Source organism: Pseudomonas sp. GW821-FHT02B10 (assembly GCF_059421865.1).
In genome coordinates this window covers 29701-55241 of the sequence record NZ_JBWKVU010000003.1, presented here as the reverse complement: position 1 = coordinate 55241, position 25541 = coordinate 29701, and the positions used below count along the sequence as shown (strand labels likewise).

Sequence of the window (25541 nt, the reverse complement as noted above, 5' to 3'; positions counted from 1 at the left end):
CGCATGCCGGCCGGCTTTTGCCGCGCAGTGCAGGCCGCTGCGTCCTTCTATTGGTGGGCGAAAGCCCGGGCAATGGCGCTGACGCCAGGTCCGGCCAGGACGATCAGTAACGCCGGGAAGAGAAACAGCATCATCACGACGGACATTTTCGCCGACATCTTCGAGATGTATTCCTGCAGGCGCGTCAGGCGCCGGTCATCGAGCAGCAGCTTGAGCGACTGCAACGACTTCATTGCCCCGCCGCCCTGGTAAATCAACTGTTGAAGGATCACGCAGGTGTCGGTGAACTCATCGACGGCCAGCAGCCGCGCGGACTTGTTCAGTTCGTCCCCCAGTTCCAGGCCGGAATCCACCCGGGCCAGCACCATGCGTAATTCCTGGGTCAGGGCCGGCAGCAGTTTCTGCGCGTCCTTGCTCAACACCCGCAGGGCCTGTTCCACCGCCATGCCCGATTCGAACAGGATGCGCACCAGAGGAATGAAGGTGGAGATATCGACCGCCAGTTGTTTCTGCCGCCTGCCGGCGGCCATGGCCAACAGACGTTTGGGCAACAGGTAACCGAGGCTTAGGGCGAACAGCGGGGCGGCCCAGTGGTTTTTCGCCGCCGGGAAAAACGCCCCCTGGATCACCAGGGTCAGGCCCAGGGCGAGAATCGGTGCGCCGATCTGGCAGGCGGCGAACAGCGAGCGTTGCCGCGCGCTGCGCCAGCCCAGGCGGTTGAGCAGCAACTGGGTTTCATCGTCGAGCCTGACCGCGTGCTGGCCGATCTTGCTGTCGCCCAGCACGTGCAGCCAGTTGCCGAGAGTGTTGTCGCGCGCCAGGTGCCCCTGCAGGCGCTCGGTCACCTGGCGCGTTCGTCGGCGCTGTTCCAGCCAGTTGCCCAGCACCAGCAGCATGGCCGCGAGAAACAACAGTGCGCTGATCAGCAAGGCCGTCATGTCAAACACTCCGCAGCATGCGCCACAGCAGCGCGCAGCCCATGACCTGCAAACCGAAGGCGGCCAGCAGCATCATCCGGCCGCCGCTCTGGTTCCACATGCTCATCAGGTAGGTCGGGTTGGCTATCAGGAAATAGCCGGCCAATGACACCGGCAGGGCCGCGAGGACCATCGCCGTGATACGGGTTTCGCCGGTCATCGCGCGCAGTTGCCGGGCGGCCTGGTCGCGCTCGCGGATCAGCTTGATCAGGTTTTCCAGCAGCTCGCTGGCATTGCCGCCATAGCGGTGGTTGACCTTGAGCCCCAGGGCGAACAGGCGCAGTTCATCGCGCTCGTACAATTCGGCGAAGTCCGCCACCGCATCCGGCAGGTTGACCCCCAGCAACACGTTGCGCTGGACCCGGCCCATGGCGTGCTTCAAGGGATTGTCGGCGGCCTCGATGCCGCCCAGCACCGCGTCGGCCAGGGTGCGTCCCGACTTGAGGCTGCGCACGGCATGGTCGAGCAAGGGCGGCAGCTGCTCGATCATGCGCTTGAGGCGCCGCCGGTACAGCCAGCTGATATACAGGCGCAGCAGCACAGGCGGTGCGACGAGCAGGGCGAGCAGCCCCGGCCACTTGCCCAACCCATACCCGAGCATGCAGCCCAGGGCCCAGACCACCAGCCATAGCCCCAGGCGTTCGGTGGGACGACCGAGGCCCGCGCGCAGAAAGGCCCTTTCGAGCCGGATCCACGAGGTCTTTTCCTCGCTTGGTTGCGGTTGCCCCTGGGCCAGGCGGTCGAGCACCCGGGCAGTGCGGGCCTGGCGCAGGCCGCTGTAGAACATCCAGCCCGACAGCCCCAGCAGGGTCAGGCACAGGAGGGCAAGCAGCACGGGACCTAACATGCGGTGGCGCTCCCTGGCTCAGTTGACGGGCAGGTCGGCGTCGCGTCGCAGCTTGTCGCCAGCGGGGTTGGCCGCTTCGCGCAGAAAGCCGAAACCGCTACGTCGGTTCAGACGGAACAGGGTGTTGGTGACGTAAATGTTTTCGCGTACGCCGACCACTTCCACCACTTCGCTGACGCAGCGCCGGCCATCGGGCAGGCGCGTCAGCTGAATCACCACGTCCAGGGCCGCGCAGATCATCTGCCGCAGGGTGCGTTCGGCCACCTGGCGCCCGGTCAGACCCACCAGGGTTTCCAGGCGCAGCAGGGCATCCTGGGCATTGTTGGCGTGCACGGTGCTCATGGAACCGTCGTGGCCGGTGTTCATCGCCGTCAGCACATCGAGCACTTCGACGCCACGGATCTCGCCGAGGATGATCCGGTCCGGGCGCATGCGCAGGGCGTTGCGGATCAGATCGCTGGCCTTGACCTCGCCATGGCCTTCGGCGTTCGGCGGACGGGTTTCCAGGCGCACCACATGGGGATGGCCCAGTTGCAGTTCGGCCACGTCCTCGATGGTCACCAGCCGTTCGTGAGGGTTGATCAACTGGCTGAGGATATTCAACAGGGTGGTCTTGCCGGTGCCGGTGCCGCCGCTGATCAGGATGTTGCAACGCTTGCCCACGGCCTCCTGGACGAATTCGAAGATCGCCTGGTCGATGGTCTGCATGGCCATCAGGTCGCTGCTCTTGAGCATGTCCTTGCGGAATTTGCGGATCGACAGGCAAGGGCCGTCGAGGGCGATCGGCGGGATGATCGCGTTGACCCGGCTGCCGTCGGGCATCCGTGCATCGACCATGGGCGAAGACTCGTCGAGGCGTCGGCCCAGGGGCGCGAGGATGCGTTGCATGACCCGCTCCACATGGTGCGCGTCGATGAAACGCAGGTCGCTCTGGTGCAGCACGCCATCGCGCTCGACGAACACCCGGTGCGGGCCGTTGACCAGGATCTCGGTCACCGCCGGATCGCGTAGCAAGACTTCCAGTGGGCCGAAACCGGTGAGCTCGTCCACCAGTTCTTCGGCCAGGCGCTCCATTTCATAGCGGGAGATCGCCAGGTGCAGGCGCGAGATGTATTCGGCCACCTTGTCGGTAATGAAGTGCGCCAGTGACTGGCGCGAACCTTCCAGCAGGTTTTTCCCCGACTCTTCGATGGCGTCGATGACGTAGCGATGCAGCACCAGTTTCAGGCCCTCGTGATCGGTGTTGCCGACCGGGCTGTGGGACTGGGCGCCGAAAAGTTTTTCTCTGCTCATCGACTTCCCCTGAGGCGCTCGAACCAGCCGGGCTTCGCCGTGGGCAGCCCTTGGGAGCGTCTGGCCAGGCGCTCGCCGAGGGTCTTCAGGGCTTGGGTCAGGCCTTCGCGGGGGGCCAGTTCGAACAGCGTGACGCCCTGGTTTTTCGCGTTGAGGCGTACCTCGGGGCTATAGGCCAGGACCGCGATCACTTCCAGGGCAAAGGTCTTGCCCAGGGTTTCCGCATCCGGAGCGACCCCGCGCAGGTAGCGGTCGACCAGCAGGCGGGCGTGTTCCAGCTTCATGCCTTTTTCACGCCAGAGATTGAGCACCGCCAGGTTGCGGCGGCAGTCGAGCACGCTCTGGTCGGTGTACCAGAGCAACTTGTCGCAATGGCCGACGAAGGTGCGCAGGGCTTCGCTGTCCGGTTGTCCGGTGAGGTTCACCACGATGTGCTGGAAGTGCTGGCGCAGGGCGCTGAGCAGCATGTACAACTCGGCGGCGCTGGTGCGTTCCAGAGGCTCGTCATGGCCGGCATAGGCCAGGATCCGCAGCCCGGCTTCGGTGCTGGTGAAGGCGCTGTCGATCAGGGTCGCATCCAGGCGCCGCAGATGGCGCAAGGCATCGCCGAAGTGGAACGAGCTTTCCAGCCCCAGCAGCGCCAGGCTGTCGCCGCGCGGTAGGCCGAGGTCGAGCAACAGCGTCTGCTGGCCGCTCTTCTGTACCACCAGCGCCAGATGGCTGGCGAGCAGGGCGCCATCGGCATCGCTCTGGGTGCCGTAGAGCACGGTCAGGCCGCCGAGTTGGGTGCTCGGCGTGACCTGGGGCAGGCGTTTGCTCAGGCGCCGTACCAGGCCGGCCACCTCGCTGGAGCGCGAGCCGTAGGCCACGAAGTCGCGGGCCCCGGCGCGCATGGCGTTGAGTACCAGTTGGTTGTCCATGCCGTCGCCCAGGGCGACGATGGCCAGCATCGGCTTGGCCTCCAGCGCGCCCTCGATCAACGCCGACTGGGTGACCACATGCTCGCGATCGAGGCCGACGAAGACCAGGCTGGCGAATGTCACATCCACCAGTGCCAGCAATTCGTCGAGGCTGCCGCTGCCAGCGCTGACCACCTGCCCGAGTGGCGCCAGGGCGCCTTGCAGCCATTCCAGGTCGGTGCCGTTGCGGGTGATCGCGAGGAAGGTCTGGCTCAGGTTCTGGCTCATTGCGATAGCCCACTGCGTTGATTGAAGTTGCGGTTTTCCAGGGAGTACCCGTTCGGGTCGTGCTTACACAGCGGTGCCTCGCCCTCGGCAGGTACACCGCTCGACATCAGGGCCCGGATCAGGCCTTGGAACAGGGGTGGGGAATCATTGGACATGAAGAGGTGTCCTTGCATGATCAGGGTGTTTGTTGGCTCGCTTCGATGCCGCGTATGACTTCTATTTGGGCGCGACGCGATGTGGCGTCGAACGTTCTGGTGGTGGAGGGAGAGGGTGTGGACAGGGCCAACTGGTTGAACTGGATCAAGGATCTATCGGCGTTTTGCAGATGCTTCGACGCGCTTTTTTCGCCGGCCCAGTAATGCGCCAGGCGTTTCTCGTCGGCGCTGCGTACCGCCAGGCGCAGAACGCCGGCTTGAGCCGCGAGCATCAAGCGGCTCAGCAAGGGTTCCGGGACGGCCAGCAACACGCTGCGCGCGTTCAGGCGACGCTGATCCTGTTTGAGTTTTTCCTCGGCACTGGCGGGCGGCGAGCCCGGCTTGCCATCGTTGGTCAGGCCCAGTTGCTCGCCAATGCCCAGCACCCGCAGGGCCGGCACCACGACCTGGGCCGAGGGCAGCAGGTTGTTGCTGTCTTGGCGCAGGAACAGCAGCACATCGACGTAGTCGCCAGGGCTCAGTTGCCCGCTGGCGCCGATGACTTCGTCTACCGCGACGGCCAGGGCGCGCTCGTCGGCACGGATCATGCGGGCCACGCTGCCCCCGGCTTCGAAGCTTTCCTCGCTCAGCCAGGTCCCCGCGGGCAACGCCCGCCATGGCGTGCGTCCGATGACTTGATCGAGGCTTTTGAGGCTGCCGGCGGGCGCGGTGCGCAGCCGCTCCAGCGTGACATCGCCGGCCTTGATGGGAACGAACGGAGGTATGTCGCGTACCAGCACCGCGACGGGCTGGCGTGTCGCATCTTCGGCGGAAGCGGTGACGGTTTGCACGGCGTCGGGGGAAGGCTGCGCTACAGGTTGCGCTGCGGGCCGGCGACTCAATGCCAGGCCCCAGTAACCGGCAATGAGAGCCCCCACCAGAAACACCCCAGCCAACCCCATAGTGATACGACTGTTCATGACGGCTCTCCCTTTCCCGCTGCATTACCGACTCGCACATCCAATGAGTCAATTTCGCAATCAGGCAGCTATGAACAAGCAACTATTTCGCTATTTGAAGGTAGAACAGCTGCAACAAAACGCCATTACTGTCGAGAAAATAACTTGGCTCATCCGTGCCCTGTCTGATGTCGCGTTTTTTTTGACGTCAAAGAGACGAGCTAATACTTAATGATTAATTCGTTCTTACAGTTGTTGGCTGGAATTTTGTTGACAATGCTGTGGTGGCACAGGGGAATCATGTTGCAACGCTGCAACACCCGATGCATTGAGGAGAAACTAGATGTTCTTCATTCTCGCTACCCAATGGATCACCCTTCTGGCCTCCCGGCTCCTGCGGTTCCTCAAGAATAACGAGGGCGCGTCAGGGATCGAGTACGCACTTATCGCCGGTATGGTGGCCGTGGCCATTGCGGCATTCGTACCTGACATTTCAAGCGCTATCACCACCACCTTCACGACTTTGCAAGGGGCGTTGGAGGGCGACACTAGCGCTGCTGCTCCTAGTACCCCGTAACACCGGTCCTCAAGGCTTTATCGAGGCGTCGATACCCATCGGTATTCAGTCACTTTCAGGTATTGCCCATGAGCGCCTCTTCGTTTCCACGTCAGCAGCTTCTTCTCGTGGACGATGAAGAGGACGCGCTGCTCGAGCTCGCCGAATTGCTGGAAGGTGAAGGCTTTTGCTGCTTCACCGCGACCTCGGTCAAGCTCGCCCTGGCCCATCTCACTCAACACCCGGACATCGCGCTGGTCATCACCGACCTGCGCATGCCGGAGGAGAGTGGCCTGTCGCTGATCAGGCGCCTGCGCGATCACACCTCCCGCCAGCACCTGCCGGTGATCGTCACCTCGGGGCATGCCGACATGGATGACGTCAGCGACCTGCTGCGCCTGCAAGTGCTGGACCTGTTCCGCAAACCCATCTATCACGTGCGCCTGCTGGAAACCCTGAACACGCTGTTCCCGCTGCCACGTATCCATCTGGTCAATCCCTGAACCTGCGTGATGATCGATTCGTATCGCGAAAAAGGCAGCTCGGCGGCCTTGAATGTCGCCAGCCAGCGTTATGAAGTGGGCGAGCTGGGCATTGGCGCGCGCCTGGCCGCCGCGTTCGATCTGGGCCGGGGCAGCCTGGAGCCGGAAGCCAGGGTCATGGCCTGGCACGACTTCATCGCCGACAGGGCCAACACCACCTCGACCTTTGTCCTGGGGGGCACGCCATTCACCACCAGCGGCGCATCGCCGGTACGCGACAGTTATGAAACGAGCCTGGGCGCGACCTATCGCGTCGGTGCCTGGAGCCTGGGCGGTTCGTACAACTACCTGACCAAGACCGACTTCTCTGCTGACACCTTCACCGCCAAGGTGCGCTACGACTTCTGATGCTCGCCTGAACACAACGACCCGCCTTGGAGCGGGTCGTTTTCGTTTGGCTTGAGGGGCTTTTTACAGCTGGTAGCTGAAACTCAGGGTGTAGCGCGGGCGCCGGTTGTGGGTGTCCAGGGCTTCATCGGACATCGGCTTGGCCGCTTCGAGGGAGATGTTGTAGTACTTGGCGTCGCCAAAGCGCAGGCCGACGGCGGCCGATGACAGGTCGTTGCCCTGGACCGGCAGTTCGTTGAACCAGGTCCGCGAGCGATCCAGCACCACGTACGGCTGGAGGATTCGCAGCCAGCGGTCTTCGCGATTGAAGCTGTAGTTCACCTCGTAGGCCGCGCCCCAGCCCTTGTCGCCGGACGCCTGGTCGTCGGGGTAGCCACGGCCGAAGTTCTGCCCGCCGAACACCGCGCGCTCGCTGTCGGGCAGGTTGTCGCGGCTCCAGTACAGGGCCGCCGACAGCACCCCTTGCCAGTTGTCGAAGAACTTGTCGCTCTGCACGCCGGACAGGCGCACGCGGAAGAAGTCCAGGTCGTACAGGTTGTCGTTGGTCTTCGCGCCCAGGGCGTCCAGCCCCTGGTACACCCCGGCACTGAGAATCCTTAGTTGGCGTGCGTTGGCCTTGCGCCAGTCGCCCTCGAAGGCCAGGGCGCGAATGTCGGTTTTCAGTTCGACGCTCTGCGGATAACCCACCACTTGATAGCGGGTCTTGTCGTTGACCGCATACAGGCGCGAACCCAGGATCAGCAGCTCGTTGGGCGCGGCGATGACCGGGTGGCTCAAGCCTATGGAGTAGCGATCGTTCTCCCGATGGGGCTTGAGTTCGAGGCCGTTGTCGAGCCGCACATTGGTCCCCGGGTCGGCGCGGTAGCGCGTGCCGTACAGGCTCAGCTGGGTGCCTTCGTCATTGAGAAACTGGTTGTAGTCCAGGCGGTAGTAGTGCTCGTGATCGTCCCCCGGCGGGAACAGGCCGCTGAGGGTTACCTGCTCGCCCATGGAGGTCTGCGAGTTGCTGCTGACCGCGAGCAGCGCTTGCAGGCCATTGCGGTTGTCGTCGGTGGCGCTGAGGTTGCTGGTGAAGGGTTTGCGGCTGGCCTGGGCAATCAGGTAGGCCGCGCCGTCGGTGGTTCCCGGTGGCGGCACCTGGGCTTGCAGGGTGACCCCGGGAATGCGGCTCATCAGGGTGGTGTAGTGCTCGAAGGTCTTGCGGGTCAGCGGCCGTTCGGCCTTGAGCTTTGCCACCAGTTTGTCGAGGTAGGCCGAGACCGGGCCGATATCGCCCTGCAGCTGGTAGTCCTTGATGTAGCCCTCCACCAGGACCACGCGCACGGTGCCCTGGTCGAAGCTCTGTTGCGGCAGGAACGCATAGGACAACAGGTAGCCGTCCTGCTGGTAGCGGCGGGTGATTTCCCGGGTGGCTTCGATCAGTTGCCCCAGGGTGCTTGCATGGCCGATCAGCGGCTTGTAGATCTCTGCCAGCTCGCTCAGCGGATAGAGGGTGCCGCCCTCGATCTGCACGGTGCTGACGTTGACTGTGGTGCCCATCATCAGGGGCTGGGCCTGGGGTTCCGTGGGGGGGGGCAGTTTGGGCGCCGGGGTCGTGGGGCGGTAGGCGTCGGCCGGCAGGTTGGGCACCGGCAGGTTGCGGATGGTTTCGTTGCTATTGAGAAAGCTGGGAAGGTTTTCGGCGTGGACGTATGAGCAAAGCGAGACTAACAGCAAGGGAGCCAAAGCGCGCATAGGACACTCCATGGTCAAGTCGCAGCAACGCGAGAGGTACTTCAGTCGGCGGCGCTTGTCAGGGTCTTGGCCTTGATCAAGGACTGCAACCGTCATGCTCCAGGCAAGAAAAAGACGAGAGACTCAATCGAATCCCTCGTCTCCAACCAAGCGTAGGCGCTGTAGGTAGGGCCGTCGAATCGGCCAGGTGCAAAACGCTTATCGGGTGCCGCTCAGGGTTCCGGTCAGCCCGCCGAGCACACCACCGAGGCTGCCCGTGGTGCCGCCAGTGGTGCCACCGTCGACCAGGGTCCCGACCGAGGTGACCGTGGTCCCCAGAGTGTTCACGGTCTGGCCGACGGTGCTCACCACAGGGTTGGGGGCGCTGGCGGTGAGGGTGGTGCCTACCGTGCTGACGGCGCCGCCTACCTGGGTGAGCAGGCCGGCGATGGGTGTGCCGGTGCCGGTCGTGGCGCCCACTTGCTGGGTCAGGCCGGTGACGGTCGTGGTGACCGGGTTCAACGCTGCGCCGACCGTGGCGCCGACACCGGCCAGTGGCGCAGTGGCGCCGACATTGGCCACACCCGTGCCGCCCAGGGCTCCACCCACCGAGGCTACGACGTTGCCGACCGAGGCTGTGCTTACCCCTGTGGCGCTGACCAGGGTGTTGGTGTTGCCGGCATTCAAGCCGGTACCCAGGTTGACCACCGCACCGCCGACGGTTTCCAGCAGGCCGGTGCCGCCGATGGTTCCACCGCCGGTGCTCGGGGCGGTCGTCAGGCTGCTGGTATTGCCGATGGTGGTGGCGACATTGTTCAGGGTGCCGCCCAGGGTATTGGTCAGCGTGTTGCCACTGCCCGTGGCGGTGACTTTGTCGCCCAGGCCGTCGACGGTCGTTGCCACCTTGTTGATCAGGCCGCCGACCGGAGCGCTCAGGCCCGTGGCGCTGACCACCTTGCCGGTCAGGCCTTCTGCCAGGGTGACGACCGGCACCAGCAGGTTGTTGCCCACCTTGTCTGTCACTGTCCCCAGGGGGCCGCTACTGGTCACGGTGGTGAGGGTGTCGCCGAGCATGCTGACCTTGTCGCCGACGCCGTCGAGTACCGGCGCCACCCGGGTGACCACGCCGCCCACCAGGGGAATGCTGCTGGTGCTGGTGGCCAGCTTGCCGCTGATGTCCGAGACGCCATCGCCGACGTCCGACACCACGTTGCCGACTATGGCCGTGGTCTTGCTCAAGGCCTGTGGATCGCTGCCCAGTTGGCCGAGGCCATTGGTCAGGCCATCGCCTACGGTGTCGACCACATTGCCGGAAGTGTTCACCGCGCTTTGCAGGACCCCGCCGACTACCGGAAGCGGAGCCAGCGCGCTGCTGAGGGTGCTGACACCGTCACCGACGCCGCTGATGGTGGTGCCGAGGTCGGACACCAGGGTCGAGGTGACCAACGGGGTAGTGGTGGGGGTTGTCGGGTCGGTCGGATCCGTTGGGTTGGTCGGATCGGTGCCGCCACCAGTGCCTCCACCAGTACCTCCGGTCCCGCCAGTACCTCCCGTCCCTGCGGTTCCGCCGCCGATCCCGCCTGTACCATCAGTGCCGCCATCGATTCCGCCGGTCCCGCCAGTGCCTGCGGTGCCGCCGGCACCGCCCGAACCATCGCCGGAGCCGCCAGAGCCACTGTCGGTACCTGCCGCGCTGTCGGGCGAGGAGCTGCCGGAGCTGCTCTTGTGGCCGCCACCGCCGCTGCTGCAACCGGTCAGGCCGAGGGCCAGGATCAGGGCCAGCGCTGTGCTTGTTTTCAACCAGACTTGAGTTTTCATGAGTGAGATTCCTTGCACCTGTTACAACGTTTTGTTGTCTTCGATAACTCTCCAGTTCTGTTGCTGGAGATGTTTTCGTCCGTAGTCGCTATAAAAGGTCCAAGTACTTTTTTTCACCATTCTCAAGTTGGTATTAACAACTTATATATTGACTGTTTTTGCTCCTGCGGAGGGACTAATACCAAAGGTGTGCCAAGCGAATATGTTTTTTAAAAGGTGTTATTAATCAGTATGTTGTGTTTTTTAAGTGAAGGCTCTTAGGTCGCGCCAACGAAAGTTATATATATACAATTAATTGCCTGGCGGCCCCGCCACGGATTTGGCGTCAACTTGCCTTATAATCCGCAGCCTGGCTTTTTTTCTGGAGAAACTTTATGCCTGCCCCTGTCTGGTGGCTGCTTTGCCTGCCGGTGATTGCCGGTGCTTTTTTACCCCTGCAAGCGGGAATCAACGGCCAATTGGCCAAGCAGGTTTCCAGCGTGCTGGCGGCGGCGCTGATCTCGTTTTTTGTCGGCACCGTGGCCTTGCTGGTCCTGGCCATGGCCCAGCGCGAAGTGCCCGGCCTGACGGCCTTGAAAAGCCTGACCTGGTGGCACTGGTGCGGCGGTCTGCTGGGAGCATTTTTCATTGCCACCGCGGCCTTCGCCGGGCCACGGATCGGCGCGATGCTGTTCATGGCCCTGGTACTCGCCGGGCAGTTGGGCATGGCCCTGGCGCTGGACCATTTCGGCTGGGCGGGGTTTCGCGAGGCGCCCATCAGCCTCGGCAAGATTGCCGGGCTGGTGCTGATCCTGGCAGGAGTGTTCCTGATTCGTCGCGGTTGAGGCGGGCTCAGGCCAGCGGCTGCCAGTGCCCGCTCATATGTTCCAGGTCGCCAGCGCCGGTCAGGCGCAGGTCGCCGCTCGAACCCGCGGCGCTTGCCAGCAGGCACACCTCGCTGGGCAGGCGCACCGGCTTTCGAAAGTCCACGGCAATCTCGATAGGGGCCGCCGGCAAATGCTCGCTCAACGCCGCCAGGGCCCGCGCCTTGTTCCACAGGCCGTGGGCGATGGCCTGGGGGAAACCGAACATTCGGGCGCTGATGGCGCTCAGGTGAATCGGGTTGTAGTCGCCGGACACCCGGGCATAACGCCGGCCGATGTCGGCGGGGGCTTGCCAGCGCGTCAGCTCGCTGAGACTGGCCTCGGTCGACGGTTCTTCGGCCGATGCTTCGCCCGGCAGTTGCACACCCCGACAGAGCATCCGGCTTTGTGCTTCCCACAGCGGTCCCAGGGCGTCGTCGACGTAGGTCAACAGATCGAAAACCGCGCCTTTGGCATGGGGCTGCACGTTGTCCGCACGCACCCCGATGCTCAAGTTGCCGACCCCACCCATGGGCCGTAGCACGCGAATGCGGTTGGCCAGATGGATCAGCCCCAGCAGTGGAAAGGGGAAGTCCCTGGCGGTCAGTAATTGCATCTGCAGGGCGAACGCCAGCACATGGGGGTAGGTTGGCGGCAGCAGGCCGTTCTCGGTAAAACCGCAGACCTGGCGATAGGCCGCAAGCTTCGCCGGTTGCACGCTCACCTGGCGGCGCAGGCCATATTCAGGCAGCTCGGTGCCGGTGATCTTGCGGCGGATCGCGGCCTTCCAGTACAGCTCGGGCAGGTTCGGCGGAGTATCCAGCTCATGCCATTGCAGGCTCATGTTCACGCTCCCAATACGCTTTGCCCACAGACTCGCAGCGCTTGCCCGCTGACCGCGCCACTGCCCGGCTGGGCGAGCCAGGCCACGGCTTCGGCGACGTCCTGCGGCAGGCCGCCTTGCCCCAGCGAACTCATGCGCCGCCCGGCCTCGCGCAGGGCGAACGGAATGTGCGCGGTCATCTGGGTTTCGATAAAGCCCGGGGCCACGGCGTTGATGCTGATGCCACGCTCTTGCAACAGCGGGGCCCAGGACTGGGCCAGGCCGATCAGCCCGGCCTTGCTCGCCGCATAGTTGGTCTGCCCGCGATTGCCGGCGATACCGCTGATGGACGCCAGCAGGATCAGCCGGCCGTTGTCGTGCAGGCAGCCGCTGTCCAGCAGGGCCTTGGTCAGTACCTGCGGGGCATTGAGGTTGACCGCCAGCACCGCGTCCCAGAATTCCGGGGTCATGTTGGCCAGGGTCTTGTCGCGGGTGATGCCGGCGTTGTGCACCACGATGTCGATGCCGTCCGGCAACTGTTCCACCAGCCGGGTCGCGGCGTCCTCGGCGCAGATATCCAGGGTGATCGCGTGGCCACCGAGGCGCGCGGCCAGGGCTTCGAGGTCGGTCTTGGCGGCGGGCACGTCCAGCAGCACCACCTGGGCGCCATCCCGGGCCAGGGTTTCGGCGATCGAGGCGCCGATGCCGCGCGCCGCGCCAGTGACCAGTGCCCGCGTGCCGGCCAGCGGTCGGGTCCAGTCCTGGACCTGGGTCGCGCAGGGGTTCAGGCGGATCGCCTGGCCGGAGATGTAAGCGCTTTTCGGCGAGAGGAAGAAGCGCAGCGCGCCTTCCAGCTGGCTTTCGGCACCCTCGCCGACATAGAGCAATTGCAGGGTGGCACCGCTGCGCAGCTCCTTGGCCAGCGAACGGCTGAAACCCTCCAGGGCGCGCTGGGCGCTGGCGGCGAACGGATCGCTGAGGGTTTCGGGGGCGCGGCCGAGAATCACCAGGTGCGCGCTGGGCTCAAGGTTCTTCATCAGCGGCTGGAAAAATTCGCGCAACTGCTTGAGCTGGTCGGTCTGCAGGAGGTCGCTGGCGTCGAACACCACGGCCTTGAGCTTGGGACCGTGGCCGGGAATCCAGGCGGTGGCGAGGGTCGGATCGGTGCCGTAGCTGTAGATGCTCTCGGTCAGCCGCGGGGCGATGGCGCCGACCTGCTGGGTCAGCGGGCCGCCGCCCATCAGCAGCGCACCCTCGACCGGGCGCATGCGGCCGGCCTGCCAGCGCTCCAGACGTACCGGCGACGGCAGGCCAAGGGCCCCGACCAGGCGGTAGCCGATGGACGAGTTGGCGAAGTCGATGTAACGATCTGACATGGAACACGCTCCAGGAACTGAGGTTCAAAGTGTGGACCACGAGGGGCCTTTGGTCGTTCGGTCCATGAGATACAAGCTGGGTTCTGCATATGAACGGCCTGATCGCTGCTCGGCGACTTTTCTTACAGAACCTACGCTTGTCGGTTGTGCCACTCACAGAATAGGGAGCTTTCCATGACTCAGCTGCGTCGTGTTGCGATTATCGGCGGCAACCGTATCCCCTTTGCCCGTTCCAACGGGCCTTACGCCACCGCGAGCAACCAGGCCATGCTTACCGCGGCCCTGGAAGGCCTGATCGAGCGCTACCGCCTGCACGGCCTGCGCCTGGGCGAAGTGGCCGCCGGCGCGGTGCTCAAGCATTCCCGGGATTTCAACCTGACCCGCGAATGCGTGCTCGGCTCGCGGCTGTCGCCGACCACCCCGGCCTACGATATCCAGCAAGCCTGCGGCACCGGCCTGGAAGCGGCGTTGCTGGTGGCCAACAAGATCGCCCTGGGGCAGATCGAATGCGGCATCGCCGGCGGCGTCGATACCACCTCGGACGCGCCGATCGGGGTCAACGAGGGGCTGCGCGAGATCCTGCTGCAAGCCAACCGCGGCAAGACCCTGGGTGACAAGCTCCTGACCTTCCTGCAACTGCGCCCCCGGCACCTCAAGCCGGAACTGCCGCGCAATGGCGAACCGCGGACCGGCTTGTCCATGGGCCAGCACTGCGAGCGGATGGCGCAAACCTGGAACATTCCCCGCGATGAGCAGGATCAGTTGGCGCTGGAGAGCCATCAGAAAATGGCCGCCGCCTATGCCGAGGGTTGGCACGACGACCTGATGACCCCCTTCCTCGGCCTGACCCGCGACAACAACCTGCGCCCGGACCTGACCCTGGAAAAGCTGGCGTCGTTGAAACCAGTGTTCGAACGCAGCGACAAAGGCACCCTGACTGCGGGCAACTCCACGCCGTTGACCGATGGTGCGTCCCTGGTGCTGCTGGGCAGCGAGGAATGGGCAAAGGAACGTGGCTTGCCGATCCTCGCCTATCTGCGCGACGGCGAAGCGGCGGCGGTGGATTTCGTCCACGGCGCGGAAGGGCTGCTGATGGCGCCGGTCTACGCGGTGCCACGCTTGTTGGCCCGCAACGGCCTGACACTGCAGGACTTCGATTACTACGAAATCCATGAGGCCTTCGCCGCGCAGGTGCTGTGCACGCTCAAGGCCTGGGAGGACGCGGACTACTGCAAGACCCGCCTGGGGCTGGACGCGCCCTTGGGTTCCATCGACCGCAGCCGGCTGAATGTCAAAGGCAGCTCGCTGGCCGCCGGGCATCCGTTCGCCGCCACCGGCGGGCGCATTGTCGCCAATTTGGCGAAGCTGCTGGAGGTGGCGGGGCAGGGGCGTGGCCTGATTTCGATCTGCGCCGCCGGAGGCCAGGGCGTGACGGCGATTGTCGAGCGCTGAGGGGCCAGGTGTTTGCGCAGTGGCGGCCCCTCTGTAGGAGCGAGCTTGCTCGCCTGCTTCTGTCACATCTACCCCGCCCTTTAGTAACGGGCAGCCACTGAGCACTGGGCTATGATCCTGGTCGGTCGAGCCTGTCGACATGACGGGTTGACCTGGCACATTGAGTGCATCGGCACTGTCGTAGGTCGGTAACCTCTCCCCGTGGTGCGAGGATTGCCGTATAACGAGTGACATTCGCGTGTTTGGTAATAAAGGACCCCTGATAAAAGCTGATGAAGACTCCAAAACGCATTGAACCCCTGATCGAGGACGGTCTGGTCGACGAGGTGCTGCGCCCACTCATGAGTGGTAAAGAAGCAGCTGTTTATGTGGTGCGCTGCGGCAACGAATTACGTTGCGCCAAGGTTTACAAGGAGGCGAACAAACGAAGTTTTCGTCAGGCGGCCGAGTATCAGGAAGGCCGCAAGGTGCGCAACAGCCGTCAGGCTCGCGCGATGGCCAAGGGGTCCAAGTTCGGGCGCAAGGAGACCGAGGACGCCTGGCAGAACGCCGAAGTGGCGGCCCTGTTCCGCCTGGCCAACGCCGGGGTGCGGGTGCCCAAGCCGTTCGACTTCCTCGAAGGCGTGCTGCTGATGGAGTTGGTGGCGGATGAATACGGCGATGCCGCGCCGCGCCTGAATGACGTGGTGCTGGAGCCGGATCAGGCCCGCGAATATCACGCCTTCCTGATTTCCCAGATCGTGCTGATGCTGTGTACCGGCCTGGTGCACGGTGACCTGTCCGAGTTCAACGTGCTGCTGACCCCCGACGGCCCGGTGATCATCGACCTGCCCCAGGCGGTGGATGCGGCGGGCAACAACCACGCCTTCAGCATGCTGGAGCGGGATGTCGGCAACATGGCGTCCTACTTCGGGCGTTTCGCCCCGGAGCTCAAGCGCACCCGCTACGCCAAGGAGATGTGGGCCCTGTACGAAGCCGGCACCCTGCACCCGACCAGCGTCCTGACCGGCGAGTTCGACGATCCGCAAGAACTGGCGGATGTCGGCGGCGTGTTGCGGGAGATCGAGGCGGCGCGCCTGGACGAGGAACGGCGCCAGGCCATGCGCATGGCCGACGACGCGCCACCGGCCAAGTCCGAGGAGCCACCGCCTCCGCCCTGGATGCAGTGATTCCCGAATACAAAAAATCCGGCAATTGCCGGATTTTTTGTGCCCGTGAATCACGTAGCCGCTGCCGATAGGCTGCGATCGACTGCGAAGCAGGCGCTGCTCTTGAAACCGTCAGAAGGGCCTTCGGCCCTTGTCGCAGCCTGCGGCAGCGGCTACAGGTCATGGGGGCGTGCAGCATCCGCCGGAGGCCAGGTCCTTGAGAATCGGGCAATCCGGGCGATGGTCGCCGTGGCAGTGCTGCACCAGGTCCTGCAAGGTGTCGCGCAGCCCGGCCAGCTCGGCGATTTTCCGGTTGAGCTCGTCGATGTGCTGGCGGGCCAGGGCTTTGACATCGGCGCTGGCGCGCTGGCGGTCCTGCCACAGGGTCAGCAGCTTGCCCACTTCCTCCAGGGAAAACCCCAGGTCCCGCGAGCGCTTGATAAAGGCCAGGCTGTGCAGGTCGTCGTCACCGTACAGGCGGTAGCCGCTGTCGCTGCGATGGGCCGGCCGGAGCAGGCCGATGGACTCGTAGTAGCGGATCATCTTGGCGCTCAGGCCGCTTTTGCGGGCTGCTTGGCCGATGTTCATCGCGCGTCCTCCAGGTCTTTGGGTTTCCAGGTTTTCAACAGTAGCGCATTGCTCACCACGCTGACGCTGGACAGCGCCATGGCCGCCCCGGCCAGCACCGGGTTGAGCAGGCCGAACGCCGCCAACGGAATGCCGATCAGGTTGTAGACGAAGGCCCAGAACAGGTTCTGGCGGATCTTCGCGTAGGTCTTGCGGCTGATCTCCAGGGCCGCCGGCACCAGGCGCGGATCGCCGCGCATCAGGGTGATCCCCGCCGCGTGCATCGCCACATCGGTCCCTCCGCCCATGGCGATGCCGATATCGGCGGCGGCCAGGGCCGGGGCGTCGTTGATGCCGTCGCCGACCATCGCCACCACGCCGGTCTTTTTCAGTTCGGCGACTGTGGCGGCCTTGTCGGCGGGCAGCACTTCGGCGTGCACGTCGGTAATGCCCAGGGCCTCGGCGACCACCTTGGCGCTGCCGCGGTTGTCGCCGGTCAGCAGGTGGCTGCCGATATGACGCGCACTCAGTTGCTGCACCGCTTGCAGGGCGCCGGGCTTGAGGGTGTCGCCAAAGGCGAACAGGCCCAGCACCCGCGATTGCGGCTGTTGTTCGATCAGCCAGGACAGGGTGCGGCCTTCGGTTTCCCAGGCCTGGGCCGAGGCTGCCAGGTCGCCGGCCTGCAGGCCGCTTTCTTCCAGCAGGCGCCGGTTGCCCAGGGCTAGTTGGCGGCCGTCCAGGGTGCCGGCGATGCCGCGGCCGGTCAGGGACTGGCTGGCGCTGACGTCGGCTACCGCCAGCTGGCGTTCGGCGCACAGGTCGAGAACCGCCTTGGCCAGCGGGTGTTCGCTGCCGCGTTGCAGGGCGCCGGCCAGTTGCAGCAGGCGGTCTTCGTCGCCGTCGACCGCATCCAGGTGAGCGATGCGTGGCGTGCCGGAGGTCAGGGTGCCGGTCTTGTCGAAGACCACCGTGCTGACTTCATGGGCACGCTCCAGGGCTTCGGCGTCCTTGATCAGGATTCCGTGGCGGGCGGCGACGCCGGTGCCGGCCATGATCGCGGTCGGCGTGGCCAGCCCCAGTGCGCAGGGACAGGCGATGACCAGCACCGCGACCGCATTGATCAGCGCGGTTTCCAGCGGCGCGCCATACAGCCACCAGCCGATCAGCGTCGCCAGGGCCAGCACCAGCACCGCTGGCACGAACACCTGGCTGACCCGGTCCACCAGTTTCTGGATCGGTGCCTTGCCGGCCTGGGCGTCTTCCACCAGGCGGATGATGCGCGCCAGCACGGTTTCCGCGCCGAGGGCCAGGGTCCGCACCAGCAGCCGGCCTTCGCCGTTGATGGCGCCGCCGGTGACCGGGTCGCCGGGCTGTTTCGGCACCGGTAGGCTTTCACCGCTGATCAGGGCTTCGTCGGCATGGCTCTGGCCTTCGACCACTTCGCCGTCCACCGGGAAGCGCTCGCCGGGCTTGACCAGCACCAGGTCGTTCAGGCGCAGGGCGCTGATCGCCACTTCCTGCTCACGGCCATCGACGACCTGGATCGCCCGTTCCGGGCGCAAGGCTTCGAGGGCGCGGATGGCGCTGGCGGTCTGGCGCTTGGCACGGCTTTCCAGGTACTTGCCCAGCAGCACCAGGGCGATGACCACGGCCGAGGCCTCGAAGTACAGGTGCGGCATGCCGCCGGCGGGGGTGATGGCCCATTGGTAGAGGCTCAAGCCGTAACCGGCGCTGGTGCCCAGGGCCACCAGCAGGTCCATGTTGCCGGCGCCGGCGCGCACGGCTTTCCAGGCGGCGACATAAAAACGCGCACCGAAGATGAATTGCACCGGCGTGGCCAGGACGAACTGCGCCCAGGCCGGGAGCATCCAGTGCAGGCCAAAGGGTTGCACCACCATGGGCAGCACCAGCGGCAGGGCCAGCAGGATCGCCAGCACCAGGGACCAGCGTTCGCGCCGCAGGCGTTGTTCCTGATCGTCGCGCTCGGGGTGTTCGGCCTGCCACAGGGTGGCGGAATAGCCGGCCTTGCTGACGGCGGCGATCAAGTCGGCGCTATCGACCTGGCCCAGCAGATCGATGTGCGCGCGTTCGTTGGCCAGGTTGACGCTGACCCGGGTGACCCCGGCCACCTTGCTCAGTGCGCGTTCCACGCGACCGACGCAGGAGGCGCAGGTCATGCCGCCGATGTTCAGCTCCAGGCTGTGGGCCGGCACGCTGTAGCCGGCATCCTGCACCGCGGCCATCAGCGCCGGCAGGCTGTCGCTGGGCGCCTGGACACGGGCCTGTTCGGTGGCGAGGTTGACGCTGACGGCCGCGGCGCCCGCGACCTTGTTCAAGGCGCGTTCCACGCGCCCGGCGCAGCTGGCGCAGGTCATGCCGGCAATCGGCAGGTCAAAAGTGGTTGATTCGGACATCACTGACACTCCCTGTAAACGGTGGTCTACAGGATCAACCTTGCCATGCTGGCAAGGTCAAGCGCCATGGTGCGGGGTGCTTCAATCTGTCTCGGGGGTAGCACCCGGATAGTCGCCCGTGCCGGTTCCGGGGAGGGAAGGGCAGGCCCGGGCGACGATCCGCGATCAGTATCCCAGGCCGGTGCGCTGGAGGAGCAGGCCCGACGGGCTCATGGCGATGCGGAACTTCAGTACGTCACCGGCCTTGAGGCTGATGTCCTGAGAGCCTGGCGCGAGCATGCCCGGGTTGCAGCCCGGCATCTGCCCCGGCAGCAGTTTCAGGCGCAGCGAGACTTTGCCCGGCGGCAGGTTGAAGGACGTGGCTTGTTCCTGGAACAGCCGGCCCGCCAACTGGTCCTCGATGTACAGGCCGATTTCGCAGGACGTGGCGACTTCCAGGCGTTCCCGGGAAATGATCAGGACGCCGTAGTCCTCGCCGGCGGCGTTGACCGAAGGGGATGCCGCGATCAGGCCGAGGAGGCTGAACAGGCTGATAACCGACCAGCGCATGGCTGAATCTCCTAGTGTCGTGTCGTTGAGGGGTGAAGCTTGGCCGAGCGCGTCGCCGATTGCCAGCCCGGCAGATGCATCCGGAACTTGACCTTGCCATGATGGCAAGGTCGAGACTGGCGACAACCCTCACTACAGGAGAAGCGTCATGCAAGTGTTCAATGTCGAAGGGATGTCCTGCGGTCACTGCGTCCGGGCCATCACCCAGGCGGTGCAGAGCAAGGATCCGGCGGCCAGCGTCAAGGTCGATCTCGGGGCCAGGGAAGTGGGTGTGGAAAGCCGCTTGTCCGCCGACGAGGTGATCAGCCTGATCAGCGAAGAAGGCTATGCGGTCAAGCTGGCCTGAGCGGATTTAGCCGGTCTTTTTAATAGTTAGCGACCTATCGGAATGTTCAAGGCCTCCAAGCGCGGATAAACTGTCGGGCTGCCGACCGACCCGCACCTGGATGCCTGATGAACCTTCGCACAATCCTGATTCTCGGCGCCTTGAGCGCCTTCGGTCCTCTGGCCATCGATTTCTATCTGCCGGCGTTCCCGGCGATGGCGCTGGCCTTTGGCACCGATGAAAAACACGTTCAGCTGACCCTGGCGGCCTACTTCCTCGGCCTGTCCATCGGCCAGCTGGCCTACGGCCCGGTGGCCGACCGCTTTGGACGGCGCATCCCGTTGCTGGCCGGGGTGGGGCTGTTCACCTTGGCGTCCCTGGCCTGTGCCTACGCACCGAACCTGGAATGGCTGATCGGCGCGCGGTTCGTCCAGGCCCTGGGCGGCTGCGCGGGCATGGTGATTTCTCGGGCGGTGGTCAGCGACAAGTGCGATGCGGTGGGTTCGGCCAAGGTGTTTTCCCAGCTGATGCTGGTCATGGGCCTGGCGCCGATCCTGGCGCCGATGCTCGGCGGCCTGCTGGTGAATCTCTACGGCTGGCAGTCGATCTTCATCATGCTGACCCTGTTCAGCGCCCTGGCCGGCCTGGCGGTAGCGCTGGGCTTGCCGGAAAGCCTGCCGGCCCATGTGCCGCGCCAGCCGTTGTCCGGGGCCTTGCGCCAGTACGGTCGGTTGCTGGCTGACCGGGTGTTCCTCGGCCATGCCCTGACCGGGGGCATCGCCATCGCCGGGATGTTCGCCTACATCGCCGGTTCGCCTTTTGTCTTCATCAAGCTCTATGGCGTGCCGGCCGAGCATTTCGGCTGGTTCTTCGGGATCAACGCCGGCGGCTTCATCCTGGTGGCGCAAATCAATGCGCGGTTGCTGGCCAAGCGTGGCCCGGCGTTCCTGCTGGCACGCACGGTGTGGATCTACCTGCTGGGTGGCCTGGCCTTGCTCGCCGTCAGTTCGCTGCACCCGGCACAACTCTGGCCGCTGCTGGCGCCGCTGTTCATTTGTATCGCCAGCCTGGGCTGCATCCTTCCCAATGCCTCGGCCTGCGCCATGAACGGTCAGGGTGCGCGGGCCGGCAGTGCCTCGGCGATGCTCGGCTGCCTGCAGTTCAGCGTGGCGGCCGGCGCCGCGGCGTTGGTGGGCGTGTTGCACGATGGCAGCGCCGTGCCGATGGCAACGGTCATCAGCCTGTGTGGGGTTCTGGTGGTGACGCTGGCGATGGTCACCCGCAAATTGCAGAACGCCAGGGCGCTGCAAGCCGCCCAGCTGTAATCAGCCGGCGGCGCGCTGTTGGCTTTCGGGGAATCGGTGGGGGGCTTGCAGACGCGTTTCCAGCGTATTGGCGAAGGCTCGGGCTTCGGCCTCGCTGCGGAAAGTCACCGCATGCTGGTCGAGTTGAACCTGCCATTGGGTGCCTTTGGATTTTGCCAATTCTTTTATCAGGATCTTCATTGCTGACCTCCTAGCGTAAAAGACTGCATTGCAAAGGCCCCCAGTGTAGACCCGAATACGGTCACAAGTATGACAAGGATCAACTCTCGGACTGACGGCATCCTGCCCCTTTTTAGCGCAGGCAGGATGCCGTCCGCTCCCCGCTTCAGAAGCCTTCCAGCACGATCTTGCCCTTGGCTTTGCCGCTTTCCAGCAACGCGTGAGCGCGCCGCAGGTTGGCCGCGTTGATCGTGCCGAAGTGCTCGCCCAGGGTGGTCTTCAAGGTGCCGGCGTCGATCAGCTCGGCGACGCGATTGAGCAGCTTGTGCTGCTCCTGCATGTCCGCGGTTTCGAACAGCGAGCGGGTGTACATGAACTCCCAGTGCAGCGACAGGCTCTTGCGCTTGAGCTTGGTCACGTCGAGGGTTTTCGGATCGTCGATCAGCGCCAGCCGGCCCTGGGGCGCGAGGGCCTCGACCAACTCGTCCAGGTGCGTATCGGTCTGGGTCAGGCTGGCGACATGGGTGACGCTGGCCTGGCCGGCTTTTTTCAGTTCCTGGCTCAACGGCTGGCTATGGTCGATCACCAGGTCGGCGCCCAGCTCGCGTACCCAACCCTGGGTTTCGGCGCGCGAGGCGCTGCCGATGACGTTGAGCCCGGTGAGCTGGCTGGCCAGTTGGGTGAGGATCGAACCGACGCCGCCGGCCGCGCCGACGATCAACAGGCTCTGCTGCCGATCGGCCTGGCCTTCGGCGATCTGCAGGCGTTCGAACAATAGTTCCCAGGCGGTAATCGCGGTCAGCGGCAGGGCGGCGGCTTCGGCGAAGCCCAGGCTCTTGGGCATATGGCCGACGATGCGTTCGTCGACCACGTGCAATTCGCTGTTGCCACCGGCGCGGGCGATCGAGCCGGCGTAGAACACCTTGTCGCCGGCCTTGAACAGGCTGACGTCGCTGCCCACCGCCTTGACCACCCCGGCCACGTCCCAGCCCAGCACCTTGGCGGCGCCACCTTCAGGCTGGACGTTCTGGCGGACCTTGGTGTCCACCGGGTTGACCGAGATGGCTTTGACTTCCACCAGCAGGTCCCGGGGGCCGGCGAGCGGTTCCGGCAGTTCGATGTCTTGCAGGGACAGGGGATCGTCGATTGGCAGGGAGGCGTAGTAGGCGATGGCTTTCATGGTGGGGGTTCCTGATGAAGATGAAGGTTGGGGTCAGAGGAGCAGCAGGCGCTTGAGCTCGAAGTGCTCGATCGCCTCGCGGGTCTGGCTGAGAAAATGCTGGAAGTGCGGCGTGGCGTTGTGAAATTCCAGGGCCGCCTCGTCGTCCCAGCGCTCCAGTACATAAAAGGTGCCTGGGGCTTCGGCGTCCTGGTGCAGGTTGTAGTACTGGCAGCCGGCTTCTTCGCGGCTCGGTTGCACCAGGGCGCTGAGTTCGCGCTTGAGCACGGCCTGCTGGTCGCTCTTGGCGACAAGGGTGGCGATGGCGGTAAAGGCTTGCGACATAGGGAGTTCCTTCAAAGGCTGGCGTGACGAGCTGATATGACGGTAGGCCGATCATTGGCCATTTCCCCTGAAGATAAAACCGGCTAAAACAGCAGTCTCTTTCAACATTTTTTTGATAATGCCCGGTGAGCCAGATGTTGCGATTCGATGACCTGCAATTGTTCGTGCGCGCCGCCGACCTCGGCAGCCTGTCCGCCGCGGCGCGGGTCATGGACCTGTCGGCGGCGGTGGCCAGCGCTGCGCTCAAGCGTATCGAGCAGCAGCTCGGCGCCCGGCTGCTGGCGCGTTCGACCCGCAGCCTGCGCCTGACCGCCGAGGGCGAAGGGTTTCTCGAATACGCCCGCGCGGCCTTGAGCAACCTGGAGGAAGGCCGGCGCCTGCTGGCCAGCGGGCAGGATCAGGTCAGCGGCGTTCTCCAGCTGTCCGCGCCCTCGGATTTCGGCCGCAATCTGTTGCTGCCCTGGCTCGACCAGTTCCAGCTGGAGCACCCCAAGCTCACGCTGCGCCTGCTGCTGGGCGACCGTATCGCCGACCTGTTTCGCCAGCCGGTGGACATTGCCCTGCGTTACGGCGAACCGGAAGATTCCAGCCTGGTGGCCTTGCCGGTCGCGCCGCAGAACCGCCGGGTGCTGGTGGCCGCCCCCGAGTACCTGGCCCGCCACGGCGAGCCGCGTCAGCTGGAGCAACTGGCCCAGCACAATTGCCTGCTCTACATGCTTGGCAGCCGGGTGCATGACCATTGGAGTTTCCATGACGGCAAGCGCGAGGTCGGCCTGACGGTCAGCGGCGATCGCTTCAGCGACGACGCCGATGTGGTGCGCCTGTGGGCGGTGGCGGGGCGGGGCATCGCCTACAAGTCCTGGCTCGACGTGGCGGCCGATGTGCTGGCCGGGCGGCTCAAGGTGCTGCTGCCGGAGCTGCGCTGCGAACGGGCACCGCTGAACCTGTTGTGCGCGCATCGGGCGCAACTGAGCAAACCGGTGAAGCTGCTGCGGGACATGTTGCAGGTGCGCTGCGCTGAAGTTTCCGCGCATTACCCCAAGCCAACCCATGCCGATCACTGACCCAGGCCGGCGGCGTCGTTGCCGGGTGCGGGCAGGTCGCATCCAGCACTGAGCGGCGGCGTCGATCTTGCACACTCGATTGCAGACCATTCAATCGGGGGGGCGGGGCATGGCAAGTCAGGGGTACAGTGCGGCAGAGCGTCTGGAACGCTTGCCCATCAGCGGTTATCACCGGGTCATTTTCATCATCATCGCCCTGGCGTTTTTCTTCGACTCCATGGACCTGGCGATGATGACGTTCCTGCTCGGCTCGATCAAAGCCGAGTTCGGCCTGAGCACGGCCCAGGCCGGCCTGCTGGCCAGTTCGAGCTTCTTCGGCATGGTGGTCGGCGCGTCGCTGTCGGGCATGCTCGCCGACCGCTTCGGGCGCAAGCCGGTGTTCCAGTGGAGCATCGTGCTCTGGGGCATCGCCAGTTACCTGTGCTCCACGGCGCAGACGGTGGACAGCCTGACCCTGTTCCGGGTGCTGCTGGGGATCGGCATGGGCATGGAGTTTCCCATCGCCCAGTCGATGCTCTCGGAGATGATCCCGGCCAAGCGGCGCGGGCGCTATATCGCCTTGATGGACGGCTTCTGGCCGCTGGGTTTTGTCGCGGCGGGCGTGCTCTCGTACTTCCTGCTGCCGCTGATCGGCTGGCGCGACATCTTCCTGGTCCTGGCGATCCCGGCGGTGTTCGTGCTGGCGATCCGTTTCTTCATCCCCGAGTCGCCGCGTTGGCTGGAGCAGGCCGGGCGGCACGCCGATGCCGACCAGGTGCTGCGGCGGATCGAGGATAAGGTCCGCGCCTCGCTGCAGCGCGCGGACCTGCCCGAGCCGGTGCGCCTGCCGCGGGTGGAGAGCGTGCCGGGGCACTTCTTCTCGGCCTTGCGCGAGATCTGGTCGCCGCTCTATCGCCAGCGCACGATGATGATCTGGAGTGTGTGGTTCTTTGCCCTGCTGGGTTTTTATGGCCTGACCTCGTGGCTCAGTGCCTTGTTGCAGCAGTCGGGTTTCGCCGTGACCCAGTCGGTGTACTACACGGTGCTGATTTCCCTCGGCGGGATTCCCGGCTTCCTCATGGCCGCCTGGCTGGTGGAACGTTGGGGGCGCAAGCCGGTGTGCGTGATCACCTTGCTGGGCGGTGGGGTCATGGCGTTCTTCTACGGGCAGAGCGCGGTGTTCGGCGGCAACGTGGCGCTGCTGATCAGCTCCGGCCTGTTGATGCAGTTCTTCCTGTTCGGCATGTGGGCGGTGCTCTACACCTACACGCCCGAGTTGTATCCCACCTCGGCGCGGGCTACCGGCTCCGGGTTCGCCTCGGCGGTGGGGCGCATCGGGTCGCTGCTCGGGCCGTTGGTGACCGGCGTGGTGTTCCCGATGACCGGGCAGGGTGGGGTGTTCGCCCTGGGCGCGCTGTGTTTCGCGGTCGCCGCGGCGGTGGTCTGGCTGTTCGGGATGGAGACCCGGGGCAAGACGCTGGAAGAGTTGAGCGAAGTCGGCGTTTGATCTGTAGCCGCTGCCGCAGGCTGCGATAAGGTTCGAAGAACCTTTCGAGGCCCTCAAGCGGCGCCCGCTTCGCGGTCGAGCGCAGCCTTCGGCAGCGGCTACATAGTGCGGTCGCGGCGTGGTCGGGTGGTTC

General features: G+C 64.9%; 25 protein-coding genes and 1 pseudogene. 10 read left to right on the top strand and 16 right to left on the bottom strand.

The genetic code is table 11. The features are described 5' to 3' along the window. Positions 1-47 precede the first annotated feature (47 nt). Genes AC07VU_RS07725 through cpaB form a run of 6 tightly spaced genes read right to left on the bottom strand, consistent with a single transcriptional unit; the run spans position 48 to position 5418 of the window. Positions 48-938, bottom strand: coding sequence for a type II secretion system F family protein (locus tag AC07VU_RS07725; RefSeq protein WP_495029684.1), 891 nt, complete (start codon positions 936-938; stop codon positions 48-50). A gap of 1 nt (position 939) precedes the next feature. After that, positions 940-1824 (bottom strand): type II secretion system F family protein, encoded by an 885-nt coding sequence (locus tag AC07VU_RS07720; protein WP_495029683.1) that lies wholly within the window; start codon positions 1822-1824, stop codon positions 940-942. Between the two features lie 18 nt (positions 1825-1842). Further along, positions 1843-3117 carry a TadA family conjugal transfer-associated ATPase gene (locus AC07VU_RS07715; protein ID WP_495029682.1) on the bottom strand — a complete coding sequence of 425 codons (1275 nt, stop codon included), beginning with the start codon at positions 3115-3117 and terminating at the stop codon, positions 1843-1845. Further along, complete coding sequence (locus tag AC07VU_RS07710; protein WP_087092537.1) at positions 3114-4304, bottom strand: CpaE/TadZ family protein; 1191 nt, start codon at positions 4302-4304, stop codon at positions 3114-3116. Before AC07VU_RS07710 ends, AC07VU_RS07715 begins: the two co-directional genes overlap by 4 nt. Then, positions 4301-4459, bottom strand: a complete 159-nt coding sequence (locus AC07VU_RS07705) for a hypothetical protein (RefSeq protein ID WP_495029681.1) — start codon at positions 4457-4459, stop codon at positions 4301-4303. Before AC07VU_RS07705 ends, AC07VU_RS07710 begins: the two co-directional genes overlap by 4 nt. A 20-nt stretch (positions 4460-4479) precedes the next feature. After that, positions 4480-5418 (bottom strand): Flp pilus assembly protein CpaB, encoded by a 939-nt coding sequence (gene cpaB / locus AC07VU_RS07700; RefSeq protein ID WP_493185783.1) that lies wholly within the window; start codon positions 5416-5418, stop codon positions 4480-4482. Positions 5419-5740: 322 nt separating this feature from the next. Between cpaB and AC07VU_RS07695 the strand changes: the two genes are divergently transcribed. The 3 genes and pseudogenes from AC07VU_RS07695 to AC07VU_RS07685 form a co-directional block, all read left to right on the top strand. Next, entirely contained in the window at positions 5741-5974 is a 234-nt protein-coding gene (locus tag AC07VU_RS07695; RefSeq protein ID WP_101336736.1) for a Flp family type IVb pilin, read from the top strand. A gap of 68 nt (positions 5975-6042) precedes the next feature. Continuing rightward, positions 6043-6456, top strand: a complete 414-nt coding sequence (locus tag AC07VU_RS07690; protein WP_457275559.1) for a response regulator — start codon at positions 6043-6045, stop codon at positions 6454-6456. 6 nt (positions 6457-6462) lie between these two features. Further along, positions 6463-6843: pseudogene (locus AC07VU_RS07685) on the top strand (autotransporter outer membrane beta-barrel domain-containing protein); the annotation flags it as partial. A 63-nt stretch (positions 6844-6906) separates the two neighbouring features. Here AC07VU_RS07685 and AC07VU_RS07680 read toward each other — a convergent pair. Together AC07VU_RS07680 and AC07VU_RS07675 are read right to left on the bottom strand one after the other, a co-directional pair. Further along, complete coding sequence (locus AC07VU_RS07680; RefSeq protein WP_495029680.1) at positions 6907-8577, bottom strand: ShlB/FhaC/HecB family hemolysin secretion/activation protein; 1671 nt, start codon at positions 8575-8577, stop codon at positions 6907-6909. 198 nt (positions 8578-8775) lie between these two features. Continuing rightward, positions 8776-10374, bottom strand: coding sequence for a collagen-like triple helix repeat-containing protein (locus AC07VU_RS07675; protein ID WP_495029679.1), 1599 nt, complete (start codon positions 10372-10374; stop codon positions 8776-8778). A 374-nt stretch (positions 10375-10748) separates the two neighbouring features. Between AC07VU_RS07675 and AC07VU_RS07670 the strand changes: the two genes are divergently transcribed. Beyond that, positions 10749-11198, top strand: coding sequence for a DMT family transporter (locus AC07VU_RS07670; protein WP_007928728.1), 450 nt, complete (start codon positions 10749-10751; stop codon positions 11196-11198). 7 nt (positions 11199-11205) lie between these two features. On the opposite strand, the gene AC07VU_RS07665 is transcribed toward AC07VU_RS07670, so the two are convergent. Both AC07VU_RS07665 and AC07VU_RS07660 read right to left on the bottom strand, forming a co-directional pair. Continuing rightward, positions 11206-12060, bottom strand: a complete 855-nt coding sequence (locus AC07VU_RS07665; RefSeq protein ID WP_457275564.1) for a MaoC family dehydratase — start codon at positions 12058-12060, stop codon at positions 11206-11208. A gap of 2 nt (positions 12061-12062) precedes the next feature. Continuing rightward, positions 12063-13415 carry a 3-oxoacyl-ACP reductase gene (locus AC07VU_RS07660; protein ID WP_495029678.1) on the bottom strand — a complete coding sequence of 451 codons (1353 nt, stop codon included), beginning with the start codon at positions 13413-13415 and terminating at the stop codon, positions 12063-12065. Between the two features lie 174 nt (positions 13416-13589). Here AC07VU_RS07660 and AC07VU_RS07655 point away from each other — a divergent pair, with 174 nt between their 5' ends. Further along, a complete protein-coding gene (locus tag AC07VU_RS07655) occupies positions 13590-14867 on the top strand; it encodes an acetyl-CoA C-acetyltransferase (protein ID WP_457275566.1) in 1278 nt (425 codons plus the stop codon). Between the two features lie 272 nt (positions 14868-15139). Then, the gene (locus tag AC07VU_RS07650) at positions 15140-16036 is read left to right on the top strand and encodes a PA4780 family RIO1-like protein kinase (RefSeq protein ID WP_495029677.1); all 897 of its coding nucleotides are present in this window, start codon (positions 15140-15142) and stop codon (positions 16034-16036) included. 159 nt (positions 16037-16195) lie between these two features. Here the strand turns inward: AC07VU_RS07650 and cueR are convergent, their stop codons facing one another. From cueR to AC07VU_RS07635, 3 genes are all read right to left on the bottom strand, one after another. Then, positions 16196-16603, bottom strand: coding sequence for a Cu(I)-responsive transcriptional regulator (gene cueR, locus AC07VU_RS07645; protein WP_053259511.1), 408 nt, complete (start codon positions 16601-16603; stop codon positions 16196-16198). Beyond that, positions 16600-18996, bottom strand: coding sequence for a heavy metal translocating P-type ATPase (locus AC07VU_RS07640; protein WP_274305420.1), 2397 nt, complete (start codon positions 18994-18996; stop codon positions 16600-16602). The genes cueR and AC07VU_RS07640 overlap by 4 nt, the downstream gene beginning before the upstream one ends. Positions 18997-19161: 165 nt before the next feature. Next, the gene (locus AC07VU_RS07635; RefSeq protein WP_007923289.1) at positions 19162-19545 is read right to left on the bottom strand and encodes a hypothetical protein; all 384 of its coding nucleotides are present in this window, start codon (positions 19543-19545) and stop codon (positions 19162-19164) included. Between the two features lie 148 nt (positions 19546-19693). Between AC07VU_RS07635 and AC07VU_RS07630 the strand changes: the two genes are divergently transcribed. Further along, the gene (locus tag AC07VU_RS07630) at positions 19694-19891 is read left to right on the top strand and encodes a heavy-metal-associated domain-containing protein (RefSeq protein ID WP_007923288.1); all 198 of its coding nucleotides are present in this window, start codon (positions 19694-19696) and stop codon (positions 19889-19891) included. A 107-nt stretch (positions 19892-19998) separates the two neighbouring features. Continuing rightward, entirely contained in the window at positions 19999-21195 is a 1197-nt protein-coding gene (locus AC07VU_RS07625; protein WP_102680518.1) for a multidrug effflux MFS transporter, read from the top strand. On the opposite strand, the gene AC07VU_RS07620 is transcribed toward AC07VU_RS07625, so the two are convergent. The 3 genes from AC07VU_RS07620 to AC07VU_RS07610 form a co-directional block, all read right to left on the bottom strand. Further along, positions 21196-21375 carry a hypothetical protein gene (locus tag AC07VU_RS07620; protein WP_007923286.1) on the bottom strand — a complete coding sequence of 60 codons (180 nt, stop codon included), beginning with the start codon at positions 21373-21375 and terminating at the stop codon, positions 21196-21198. It lies immediately after the preceding gene. Positions 21376-21520: 145 nt separating this feature from the next. Then, the gene (locus tag AC07VU_RS07615; RefSeq protein WP_495029676.1) at positions 21521-22534 is read right to left on the bottom strand and encodes a zinc-binding alcohol dehydrogenase family protein; all 1014 of its coding nucleotides are present in this window, start codon (positions 22532-22534) and stop codon (positions 21521-21523) included. A 33-nt stretch (positions 22535-22567) separates the two neighbouring features. Further along, positions 22568-22858 carry a putative quinol monooxygenase gene (locus tag AC07VU_RS07610; RefSeq protein ID WP_274305422.1) on the bottom strand — a complete coding sequence of 97 codons (291 nt, stop codon included), beginning with the start codon at positions 22856-22858 and terminating at the stop codon, positions 22568-22570. A 134-nt stretch (positions 22859-22992) separates the two neighbouring features. On the opposite strand from AC07VU_RS07610, the gene vimR reads away from it, so the two are divergent. Both vimR and AC07VU_RS07600 read left to right on the top strand, forming a co-directional pair. After that, complete coding sequence (gene vimR, locus AC07VU_RS07605) at positions 22993-23922, top strand: transcription regulator VimR (protein WP_277587773.1); 930 nt, start codon at positions 22993-22995, stop codon at positions 23920-23922. 109 nt (positions 23923-24031) lie between these two features. Further along, a complete protein-coding gene (locus tag AC07VU_RS07600; protein ID WP_007923281.1) occupies positions 24032-25408 on the top strand; it encodes an MFS transporter in 1377 nt (458 codons plus the stop codon). The last annotated feature ends 133 nt before the right edge of the window (positions 25409-25541 follow it).